Raw genomic sequence first — 8,357 nt, 5'->3', positions numbered from 1 at the left:
CGCGACGACGAGCGACACGATACCGCGGCCGAACAGCGTGACCGACAGGCTGGTGTCGACGATCCGGTTGATCGATTCGAGCGTGCCGGACATCAGCAGCAGCGCGGCGAGGATGCCGGGGAAGGGCTTCATCGCGAGTGCGACGGGATCGGCGAGCGCGGGCAGGCGCCACGACGGATGCTTCGTGCAGAGCAGCGCGCGGCCGAGCCCGGCGATCAGCGCGCAGGTCGCGGCAAGCTTCGCGAACTGGTCCCACAGATCGGTCAACCCCGGCGTGAGGTCGTAGTGGCGCGCGACGGCGAGGTACAGGATCTGAACGGCAATGGCGGTGGCCAGCAGGGTCGACAGCGCAGTCGACAACGCCAGCGCGCTACGGCGCAGGCGGGTGGCCGGCAGGCGGTTCACGCAGAACCAGGCGAGCCCGCGCTCGATGAGCCGGCGACCGCCGATCCATGCCGCGAACGCGGCAATCAGCAGCAGCGCGGTGATCGCCTTTTGTCCGGGCACCCACGACGAGCGCAGCATGTCGAGCATTTCTTCGTCGAAGTCCCCGAGCCGCTGGGCGTCGTCCGGCGAAAGATGGAACAGCGGCAGCCAGAACTGCGCGCTGAAAATGCCGCCCGAACGGAACGCGAGCTGATTCTTCAGCAGGCCGCGATGCAGCTTCGCGAACTGTTCGTTCAGGTTCGTTAGGTTGGTCTTCTGGTCGGCAGTCTGCTTCAACGCCGCATCGAGCTGCAGCTTGCGCGCGTTCAGCGTCGCCCGCTGCTTCGCGACGGCCGGCGTTTCCGGCGCGGCGCCGTCGGCAGGCGGGGGGCCGAGCACGTCGAGTTGCGCCTGGATCTGCGCGCGTTGCGGAACGAGATCGCTCTGCAGCTTCTCGACATCGGTGCTCAGCTCCTGCGTCGCATTGTCGAGCGCGTCGAGCTCCTTGCTGCTCGTTGCGGTCGAGGTCTGCTGCTTGATGCGGTCCTGCTCGGCCTGCATCTGCTTGAGCTGCGCGATGGCGTCGTTCAGCGAGATGGCCGGGACGGGTGCGCCGACGCCGCTCGCCATCGGGGCCGAGGCGGCCCCTGGAAACGCCGACGCGGTCGCGATCGCCGCGAACTGCAGCAGCGCGATCAGCGCGATCCGGCGCGCGTAGAGAGAGAGTCGTTGTATGGACATGGAATGCTTACGATTGGCCGACAGTACCGGCCGCCGAAAGGCGCCCGGAAGCCGGTGATTGGCCCGGTAGCATGTTACCGGGGCGCGGAGGTGAACGACTTCCGAATGTGCATCTGTGATGTTGTGGCGGCCGAAAAGGGGGACGCACCGCGGGTTGGGCCGTTTGCGCCGTTTTACGGCGGGTGTGTGGATCGAATGGTGCCGAATCGGGCCCGTTTTCGGCGCTCGGCGATGGCTGGCGGCGGGACAGACGGTTACGAAATTTACATAAAGCCGGCGCGTGGGCGAACCGGATAAACGGGGCATGAGTCGCTGCCAGGTGTGCGGGGGACGGGGGACCGGACATTGTCCAGCCGTCCGGTCGTCGTACAATCCCGCGAGTCACCGGCAGGTCGTCCGGGACACGAGACGCGGCTCAGTCGCCGAGCGTCGAAACACGAACAACGAAAAGAATCCTGAGAGCGTGGCAGATCAAACACTTCCTTCGCGCGCGGCGGATGAATCGACATCGCCGTGGCCGTGGCCGTCCGATGCGGATCCGGGCCATGTCGTGCCCTTCGGCGCAGGCTTTCGTGCGTGCGGCGGCGCGGACGTCGGCTGCCCGGTGCCGGTGATTCACGCGATTCCGCGCCCGGGCAAGCTCGCGGCCGATGTCCGTCAGACCCGACGTCGAGCCGGAGGCGATTGATGGTGCTTCATCCACAGAAGATCGAAGGCGTTCTGCGGCTCGATGCGCAGGCGCGGCGCGATTACTTCATTCGCAAGATTGCCGACTCGGAAGTCGTCTGGGGCCTGTTCGATACGGGGTGGGCGACCGCAACCGCAGAGGGCCGCATCGCGATTCCGTTTTGGCCCGAGCAGGACTTCGCGGCGCTATGTGCCGATGACGCGTGGACGGGCTTTCATGCGAAAGCGATTCCGCTCGACGCATTCTTGTCGCGCTGGCTGCCCGGGATGGAGACGGATCAAAGGCTATGTGCGGTTTTTCCGGCACCGGCAGACAACGGGCGGCTTGTATTGCCGCGGGATCTGCTGGCGTCGATCCGGCTGGAGCTGACGCAATATGAGTGAATCGAAACGCGTTCGCTTCGGGACACGAAACAGGTTGAGGATGTGATGCATGGGCTATTCCATCAATAAAAGCGATGTCATTCCGTATGCCCCGGACGCGATGGGCAACTTCTTTTGCTATGCGTACGAGTGGGTGGACAACCTGAATTTCTGCCGCCCTGCCAGCGAATTCCTGAGCGATCCGGCGCCGTATGAAAAGGTCGCACGCGAGCGGTTCCTTCAGGACGGCTGGAGGGGCGATGGTCGTATCGAGCTGATGTGGCTTCCTCCGTTTGTATTGGGCGGATTGCTGGAGAACAGGGTGGACGAGTACCTGACGATCGCCGGCAAAATGTGGACGTATGGTCTGGTGCTCTGGCACGTCAAGCAGGACGCGGATGGCACGTCGTTCATCCTGTCGCCGGTAGCGCTGAATATGCGTGACTTCGGTATCGACTGAATCGGGGCGCCTGCATGAAATATTTTGCTTTGCTGGAGAAAGGCGAGCAGGGATGCCCGGCCGGCGCATGTACTGGAGCGATCCGCGTGAAACGGATACGGTGAAAGATGACGAAAATCTGGACCACGGAGGCGGACTATCCGGAACGCCGGATGGCACGCTACGACGAAGCAAAAAACGGGGTGGATCGTTTCGAGTTGCAGGCGGGAAAGCGCGTCGCAACGCCAGCCCCTTTGTGGTTCGAGCTTCCCCGAAGCGGGCGGCCCAAGATCGCGGACTACGGCGTCATCTGGTCGGACATCCTGATTCCGCTCGTCAGTGACGCGGTGCGGGCTGCGATCGAGGAACTGGCGAACGACGACGATGTTCAGTTCATCCCGGCCGTCATCGGCTCGCGCGGCGACGCTATCGATGGCGCGTACTTTCTTCTCAACCCGATGCGGACAGTCGATGCGGTCGATCACGACGCTTCCGAGCCGATCATGGTGAAAATCCACGGGTTTCCTGACGCCAGGGTCGGCTTCAAAAAGATGGTCTTGCGCCCCGATTTCCCGGCGAACGGCATGGGGCGGCAATCCGACTCCCCGACCTGCATTGTCGTCGGGGATCAACTGGCCGATGCCGTACTGCGCGCCGCGAAGAAAGGCGTCCGGTTCACGACGGGTATCCCGCCGGCCGGTTGAGGCCGGATCAAGCAAGCGTGCTGTCAGCGATACCGGAGATCGGCGACAGCCGAGTGTGCCTAGCAAGGGGCGATCTATCGTGAAGTATTACGTTCTGTCTCAAGGTTCAGCGCCAGGCGGCCGAATCGGCATGCTCAATGGGGCGTTGTATGACCGGTACTATCCGGATGCCAAGCGCGTCGAAGTCGGATATTTCCCGTGGTATGCCAACCCGTCGCGCAGGAAGGCACACGAACCCTTTCCCGCCGGCGTGGTTTTCATCACCGAAGAGGCTCGGTGCGATTTTGACGTTCGCAGCGACTTGGGTTTTTATTACCTGATCAGTGAGAGATTCGGCGCTGCCCTCTCTGCGCTGCGCGTCCCGATGGTTGATGTCGCACCCGTCGAGATCCTGTCTTTGGCGGGAGAACGGGTCTCCGGAAGCGGCTATTGCGTGTCGATCTTCCCGAGCTTTCAACCCGACGAGGTGGATGGCGGCGAGTCGGCGTTTGTCACCGGAAAGTTCGGTTGCATCGAGAGAATCAGGAAGCTGGTTGTTTCCAGCGATTTTTCATGCCCGATCTTCAAGCTGGCCGGCATGGTCGGGAGCAGCAATTCGCTGATCTGCTCCGGGGATTTTCGCGACGAGGCAGTCAGGCGTGGCATCAAGGGCATCGAATTTCTGGACGTGGAGCGCGTCGATTGGCCGGCCGTGAAGCCCGTATGACGGTGTGCGCCATTCGCCAGTGAGGGCGGCACCGGCCGGATCACAGCCGCGCCAGTGTGTCAGTCGACTGATGTGTTCCGCCGCTCGCCTCGCTAAAATGCGCGAAGCCGCTCGCCAGCACCGCTCTGGTAGCGCCAGGACAATCAAGAATCCGGAGACTTGCCACCATGGCATCCACCCAGCCCGACCCGCTCGCCGCAGCAGGCGCCGTCCGCCCCGCGGCGATCGACCCCGGCTCCATCTCGGCCCGACTCGACCGCCTGCCGCCTACACGTACCGTCTGGAAGCTCGTCGTTCTGCTGAGCCTCGGCTTCTTCTTCGAGCTTTACGACCTGCTCTATAGCGGTTACGTCGCGCCCGGCCTCGTGAAAAGCGGGATCCTGTCGGCGACGACGCATGGCCTGTTCGGCACCACGGGCGTCGCGAGCTTCATCGCCGCGCTGTTCTCCGGGCTCTTCATCGGCACGATCGCGTGCGGCTTCCTCGCCGACCGCTTCGGCCGCCGCGCGATCTTCACGTGGTCGCTGCTGTGGTACACGGCCGCCAACGTCGTGATGGCGTTCCAGGACACCGCTGCCGGGCTGAACTTCTGGCGCTTCGTCGTCGGTCTCGGCCTGGGCGTCGAGATGGTGACGATCGGCACGTACATTTCCGAGCTCGTTCCGAAGCAGATCCGCGGCCGCGCGTTCGCGTGCGAGCAGGCGGTCGGGTTCGTCGCGGTGCCGGTGGTCGCGTTCCTCGCGTACCTGCTGGTGCCGCATGCGCCGTTCGGCCTCGATGGCTGGCGCTGGGTCGTGCTGATCGGTGCGCACGGCGCGCTGTTCGTGTGGTGGATTCGCCGCGAACTGCCGGAAAGCCCGCGCTGGCTCGCGCAGCAGGGCCGGGTCGACGAAGCCGACCGCATCATGCGCGCACTCGAGGCGAAGGTCGAAGCCGAGTACGGACGGCCGCTGCCGCCGCCTGCGCCCGCCGAGCCTGTGCCGCCGCGCGGCAGCTTCCGCGACATGTGGGTGCAGCCGTATCGCAACCGCACGATCATGATGACGATCTTCAACGTGTTCCAGACGGTCGGCTTCTACGGCTTCGCGAACTGGGTGCCGACGCTGCTGATCAAGCAGGGCATCACGATCACGTCGAGCCTGATGTATTCCAGCGTGATTGCGCTCGCCGCACCGATCGGCCCGCTGATCGGCCTCGTGATCGCCGACCGCTTCGAGCGCAAGTCGGTGATCGTCGCGATGGCGGCGGCGATCGTCGTCTGCGGGCTGCTGTTCAGCCAGACGACGGTGGGCGCATTCCTGATCGTGCTCGGCATCGGCCTCACGCTCGCGAGCAACATCATGTCGTACAGCTTCCACGCGTATCAGGCCGAGCTGTTCCCGACGTCGATCCGCGCACGGGCAGTCGGCTTCGTCTATTCGTGGAGCCGCTTCTCGGCGATCTTCTCGTCGTTCGTGATCGCGGCCGTGCTGAAGGGCTTCGGCACCTTCGGCGTGTTCGCGTTCATCGCGGGCGCGATGGTGATCGTGATGGCCGCGATCGGGCTCATGGGGCCGCGCACGAAGGGCATCGCGCTCGAAGCCATCTCGAAGTAATCGACGGTGGTGCACGCGTGTCGCACGGTTCGTGCGGCATGCGTGCCGTGCGATGGCGATTGCATCGCGCGTACGGCATGTATCGCGTCTCGGGAATGATCTGGCATACGAATCGATTTGAAGAGGCCATCGCGTCTTGGCGAAACATACGGCTACCTGTATCGATCTCGAACGCCCAACAAACAAGATTGCCACGTAACGAAAATGCGGGCGGCAACGAGTTGAAACAAAGCGTGACGAAGCGCAAATCCACGGTGAAACCGCAACTGGCGTCGCTGCCGATTCTTGCTCAGGCGCGTAAAATGAAGGGCCTGACGACTCATTAGCCGCCATCGGACCGCACGCGTTGCATCAGCGAACGGCTCCGCCGCGAAGAGGCGTCGGCGCCGGGCGCACATGATGCGCCGGACGTGTCGACGGCTCGCGCGGAAGATGCGCCGCTCGCAACAGCAGCATGCGGCGGCCGGATCGGCCGATGGCTTCGAACGTATGATGCTTTTCAGCCTGGCGCGGCGATTGGTGAAGCCGCGTAGTCTTGCCCGTGTCGCCGCGGCGTGTATCTGGCTCGCTGCGGCACTGCCGATCGCCGTGCTTGTCGAGCGGCCTGCGTTTGCGGTGTCCGACGCATCGTCGCCTGCTGCTACGTCATCCTCATCAGTCGAGTCGCCCGCATCGGCGGCTTCCCGTGCGCATGCCGCTTCGTCGGCGCATGCATCGTCGGGAGCCTCGGCGGCGCAGTCCGCGCCTGCCGCATCGCACGCGCATCCTGCGCAGCCTGCCAGTCCGGCGTCGGGTGCATCGAGTGCATCGGGCGCATCCGCGGCCTCTGCCGCTTCCGCTGCTTCCGCCGCCACACCTGCATCGGCCGCTTCCGCGACGCCCGCCAGCGAGGTTGGCCCCCCCGTGCCGACACCGCCACGCCGGCATCCGCCGCTATCAGCCGACGAGGCGAAAAATGCGACGGCACGCGCGGTCGACATGCGCAAGCGCTTCACACAGGAAGTCACGCGGCGTCTGAACGTGCCGGCAAGCGAGCAGCGTGCCTACGGCGAGCGGCTCCAGAAGGCGCTCGTCGATGCGGATCTCGGCGATCTCGCCGGTGAATACATCGCGATGGTCGACCGTGCGCCGACCGTGCAGGCGCTGTTCATCTACTTCCGTGCGACGCCGGCCAACGCGTGGATGATGATCGGCGCATCGCCGGTCGGCACCGGGCTGCCGGGCAAGTACGACCATTTCCTGACACCGCTCGGCGTGTTCCATCACTCGCCGGACAACATGGATTTCCGCGCGGAAGGCACGACGAACGAGAACGGCATTCGCGGCTACGGCCGCCGTGACATGCGCATCTACGACTTCGGCTGGGTAGACGGCGAACGTGGCTGGGGCAAGGGCGGCGTGTCGCCGATGCGCTTCCAGATGCATGCGACCGATCCCGATCGCCTCGAATCGCTGCTCGGCATCCGGCACTCGAAAGGGTGCGTTCGGATTCCCGCGTCGCTGAACACGTTCTTCGATCGACACGGCCTGCTCGACGACGATTACCAGGCGCGCGTCGAAGCCGGCAAGTCGCTGTGGGTGCTGCGTCGCGATCGCGACATCACGCCGATCGCGGGCCGCTACCTGGTCGTGATCGACAGCGCCCGCAAGACGCGGCCGGCGTGGTCGCCGTTGCCGGGGCGCAAGGCGTGGTCGAAGGTGCCGAAGGGCGGCGACACGGCGGACTGACGGCCGGCGCGGCGCAGCACGCAGCGGCTCCGCTTCGTCGGGATGGACCCATCCGGCGCCACGCCACACCACACCTTTGCGTTTCCCTGCCTGTCGCATGGGCGTGCGCCGGCTGGCACACGTCGCTCACGTTCGCTATATTGGCGTCCGGTGGCGATCGGTCGTGTCGCCGCCGCCGTGCGCTGTCGCGCCGGACATTCCCAAAACAATTCGAAGAGAGAGGCTTCAGCCGTGCGCACCCCCTTGTTCTGTCTGCTGTTGCTCGCGTCGCTGTCCGCGCGGGCCGGCACTGCCTGCGATACCCTGCTCGGCGATTACGCGCCGGCGGCCGGTAAACCCGCGACGCTGCGCGTCGAGAAGGTGGGCGGCGAGATCGTGCTGCGCGTGCGCGACGCCGGCCAGTGGAGTGTCGAAATGGCGCCGACGCACGAGGCCGAGCTGGAAACCGAGGGCCCCGACAAGGCGCCGCCGGGCGCCTGCGTGCTCGACGTGCCGGGCGGCGAGCTGATCAAGATGCCGATCGGCTCGCCGTATCAGGTCACGTCGATTACCGGCCAGAACTTCGAGACGAAGCATTCGACGACGGGTGTCGTGATGCTGGCGATGCAGGGCTTCCAGGTCAACGGAATCGAACTGTATCCGGTCGCGCGCAGCGGCGATTCGCCGCTTTAGCCCGTGAAGGCGGTGGCGGGCCGGGAGATTGCCGACGCGGGCCTGTGCCCGGGCCACCATCCGCCCGACATGAGCCAGGCCGACTTCGATGCGCTGCCGGAACCCGCGCACAAGTACTTTGCCGGACTCGAACCGGTGCGACAGCGCGCGTTCGTGTGCGGTCAGGCGCTCGACGAGATCGTCGGCGACGGCGTGACGTCGAACGACGACAAGGAAGTCGATTCGATGTGGCGCTGGCTCGGCGTGATGTTGCGTGCGCACCAGGTGCCGCGCGACGAACACGGCCGCGACGATCG

10 protein-coding genes are annotated in these 8,357 nt (G+C 65.1%); 9 read left to right on the top strand and 1 reads right to left on the bottom strand.

All coding sequences use genetic code 11. From position 1 onward, the window contains the following. The coding region (locus JYJ84_RS21930; RefSeq protein ID WP_205189460.1) for a DUF3772 domain-containing protein at positions 1 to 1,167 on the bottom strand (1,167 nt) is incomplete at its 3' end. A gap of 687 nt (positions 1,168 to 1,854) precedes the next feature. Here JYJ84_RS21930 and JYJ84_RS21925 point away from each other — a divergent pair. The 9 genes from JYJ84_RS21925 to JYJ84_RS21885 form a co-directional block, all read left to right on the top strand. Beyond that, positions 1,855 to 2,238, top strand: coding sequence for a DUF2750 domain-containing protein (locus JYJ84_RS21925; RefSeq protein ID WP_122948024.1), 384 nt, complete (start codon positions 1,855 to 1,857; stop codon positions 2,236 to 2,238). 49 nt (positions 2,239 to 2,287) lie between these two features. Further along, positions 2,288 to 2,677 carry a hypothetical protein gene (locus JYJ84_RS21920; RefSeq protein WP_122948023.1) on the top strand — a complete coding sequence of 130 codons (390 nt, stop codon included), beginning with the start codon at positions 2,288 to 2,290 and terminating at the stop codon, positions 2,675 to 2,677. 107 nt (positions 2,678 to 2,784) lie between these two features. Continuing rightward, positions 2,785 to 3,360 (top strand): imm11 family protein, encoded by a 576-nt coding sequence (locus JYJ84_RS21915; protein ID WP_122948022.1) that lies wholly within the window; start codon positions 2,785 to 2,787, stop codon positions 3,358 to 3,360. A gap of 79 nt (positions 3,361 to 3,439) precedes the next feature. Next, positions 3,440 to 4,066 carry a hypothetical protein gene (locus JYJ84_RS21910; RefSeq protein ID WP_164462729.1) on the top strand — a complete coding sequence of 209 codons (627 nt, stop codon included), beginning with the start codon at positions 3,440 to 3,442 and terminating at the stop codon, positions 4,064 to 4,066. Between the two features lie 167 nt (positions 4,067 to 4,233). Next, the gene (locus tag JYJ84_RS21905; RefSeq protein ID WP_122948020.1) at positions 4,234 to 5,661 is read left to right on the top strand and encodes an MFS transporter; all 1,428 of its coding nucleotides are present in this window, start codon (positions 4,234 to 4,236) and stop codon (positions 5,659 to 5,661) included. A gap of 17 nt (positions 5,662 to 5,678) precedes the next feature. Next, positions 5,679 to 5,987: a hypothetical protein gene (locus tag JYJ84_RS21900; RefSeq protein ID WP_205189458.1), complete on the top strand. Its 309-nt coding sequence runs from the start codon at positions 5,679 to 5,681 to the stop codon at positions 5,985 to 5,987. A gap of 73 nt (positions 5,988 to 6,060) precedes the next feature. After that, positions 6,061 to 7,389: a hypothetical protein gene (locus JYJ84_RS21895; protein WP_175223006.1), complete on the top strand. Its 1,329-nt coding sequence runs from the start codon at positions 6,061 to 6,063 to the stop codon at positions 7,387 to 7,389. 231 nt (positions 7,390 to 7,620) lie between these two features. Continuing rightward, positions 7,621 to 8,061, top strand: coding sequence for a hypothetical protein (locus JYJ84_RS21890; protein ID WP_236027654.1), 441 nt, complete (start codon positions 7,621 to 7,623; stop codon positions 8,059 to 8,061). Between the two features lie 3 nt (positions 8,062 to 8,064). Further along, positions 8,065 to 8,357: hypothetical protein (locus tag JYJ84_RS21885; protein WP_205189456.1), on the top strand; the 293-nt coding region annotated here is incomplete at its 3' end.

This window comes from Burkholderia sp. LMG 13014 (genome assembly GCF_905232215.1).
Taxonomy (GTDB): domain Bacteria; phylum Pseudomonadota; class Gammaproteobacteria; order Burkholderiales; family Burkholderiaceae; genus Burkholderia.
This window is presented reverse-complemented; position numbering and strand designations above follow the sequence as displayed.